The organism is Rhodococcus sp. CX, from assembly GCF_015865005.1.
Classification (GTDB): domain Bacteria; phylum Actinomycetota; class Actinomycetes; order Mycobacteriales; family Mycobacteriaceae; genus Rhodococcus.
Map to the genome: position 1 here is coordinate 7,841 of NZ_JADZGH010000061.1, position 2,319 is coordinate 10,159.

General features: G+C 70.5%; 3 protein-coding genes. All 3 read right to left on the reverse strand.

Annotated elements, in window-relative coordinates:
• The coding region (locus tag I0Q12_RS06000; RefSeq protein WP_307846070.1) for a TerD family protein at positions 1 to 1,220 on the reverse strand (1,220 nt) is incomplete at its 3' end.
• Positions 1,221 to 1,291: 71 nt separating this feature from the next.
• Positions 1,292 to 2,068 carry an HAD family hydrolase gene (locus tag I0Q12_RS06005; RefSeq protein WP_231610112.1) on the reverse strand — a complete coding sequence of 259 codons (777 nt, stop codon included), beginning with the start codon at positions 2,066 to 2,068 and terminating at the stop codon, positions 1,292 to 1,294.
• A 56-nt stretch (positions 2,069 to 2,124) separates the two neighbouring features.
• The coding region (locus tag I0Q12_RS32110) for an RNA-binding protein (protein ID WP_307846053.1) at positions 2,125 to 2,319 on the reverse strand (195 nt) is incomplete at its 5' end.

Sequence of the window (2,319 nt, forward strand, 5' to 3'; positions counted from 1 at the left end):
CCGCCCTGCAGCGTGTAGCGGGCCAGCTCGGCGTTGGTGGTGCCGTCCACGAGGCGGCAGAACGCGTTCCTGACCTGCTCGAACGTGTGGCCTTTGTACGAGGTGACGATGAACATCACGGTGTTGACGTGCGGCGGGATCCGCGTCAGGTCGACGAGCACGACCTCGTCGTCACCGGCGCCCTCACCGGTGAGGTTGTCGCCCTGGTGCTGGATGGATCCGTCCTTCGACGTCAACTGTCCGTAGTACGCGACGTCGACGATGTTGTGGTCGGCGAACAGGACCGCCGAGGCGTCGAGGTCGATGTCCACCGAGCGGTTGCCGAACAGGCCGCGCTTCTCGACCGGATCCCATCCGAGGCCCATGCGCAGGAACGTCAGCGCGACGCCGCCCTCCTTGCGCAAGGTCACCTTCTGGCCCTTGACCAGGCTGACCGGGCGGTTCTTGGTGAGACTCACCTCGGCGGGAGGAGCGGCCGGCGCAGGGACCTGCTGGGCGGGCGTGGGCTGCCCGTAGGGCTGGGGAGGCGCGGTCTGCGGGTACTGCGGCGCGGGTGCCGGCTGACCGTACGGCTGGGGAGGTGCGGGCTGCGTGTACTGGGGCTGCGCGTACTGCGGTTGGGGCGCCGCCGGCTGGGCGTACGGCTGGGGAGCTGCGGGCTGCGGTGCCGACTGGACGGGCTGCGGTGCCGGGGCCGGGGCCAGGGCGGCGGGTGCATCGTCGACCGACACCCCGTGGTCGGTGACCAGCGCGGCGAAACCACCGGCGTAGCCCTGCCCCACGGCCCGGACCTTCCACGCACCCTGGCGGCGGTACAGCTCGAGAGCGATGACGATCGATTCGCTGCTCAGGCCCTCGATCCGGTACTCGTACAGCACCGCGCCGGTGGCGTCGGAGACCCGCGCGGTGGGCGGCGCGAACTGCCCGAAGGTGCTCGACGCGTCGTCGAGGGTGATCACGGCACGGACCTGTTCGATGTCGGCGGGGACCGCACCGAGCGACACCGCCAGGGACGCCGCCTGCCCCGGAGCACCGGGAACCAGACGCACGCCCGGACCGGTGGGCTGGTTGAAGAACACGAAGTCGGCGTCCGACCGGACCTTGCCGTCGGCCTTCACCAGCAGAGCGGACAGGTCGGCCGGAGTGGTCAGCTCGAGCGAGACGACCACGTCGGAGGCGGTGATCGGGCCGTTCTGGCCCTTGGCGAGCGAAGTGGTCACGTCAATCGTCCTCACTGGATAGGCGTGCCGAAGGCGGCACTCGGTTGGGATCGGTCGAGTTCGGTCCCACTCTACGAACCGGACGGGATCCGGGTGGAACCGGCAAACCAGGCGAGGATCTCCTCGCCGGCGGAGACACCCGACTCCTCGGTGACGGCGACGGTCGGATGCTGCCAGTTCAGCGCCTCGAGTTCCCCGTGACACGGACGGATCGCGGCGTCGGCCGCCTCGAGCATCGGGGCGTCGAGTGCGCCGTCGCCCGCGGCGAACACCGGCGAGTCCTCGCTGAGCACCCCGTCGGCCACGAGCCGACGGTGCACCTCGGCGACCGCGTGGCTCTTGCACACGCTGTCCGGGACCGTGTAGATCTTCCGGCCCTGCTGAGACGCACCCCAGCCACGCGCGCGGCACCACTCGTCCCATTCGACGAGGAAGTCGGCGGGCTGCGCGTCCACGTCGACGACGAGATAGCAGAACAGGTCGTCGGCGATCCGCAGCTTGCGCACCCAGTCCGGTGAGATACGCGCCCGCAGCGCGGTGAGCACCTCGTCGAGCCCGGCGCCGCCGGCCCACACCGCGCGGTCGAGCCCTTCGCGCCAGGCGGGGTCCGGTTCGCCGTCGACGAGGATCGCGCCACCGTTGCTGGTGATCGCGTACCGCCACGGCCCGCCCGGCAGCGCGATGCGCCGGAACTGCGCCGGGGTGCGGGTCGTCGTCGGGACGAGTTGTGCGGTCGTGCTCAGCTCCCGCAGGCGCTGCGCGGACGTTTCCGTCAGGTACGACAGCGGGGCGCCCTTGTGGTACTCGACGCACAGCAGATCGTCGCGGTCGAACTGGGCCCGCGTCATCGCCGCCCGCGAATAGATCAGGGTGCGGTCGAGGTCCGAGGCGATCAGCGCGGTGGTCACGGCAGGTCCTTGATCAGGCCCATGCAGGAATAGGCGAGGTCGGGGATTTCCACGACCGGGACACCGCGCGCTGCGGCGAGCATCCGGATGTGCGCGTGTTCGGGGGCGTCGGCCTCGCGCACGAGAACCTTCCACGGCACACGCCGCAGCAGCACCCGTGTCGTCTCTCCCACACCGGGTTTGACGAAGTT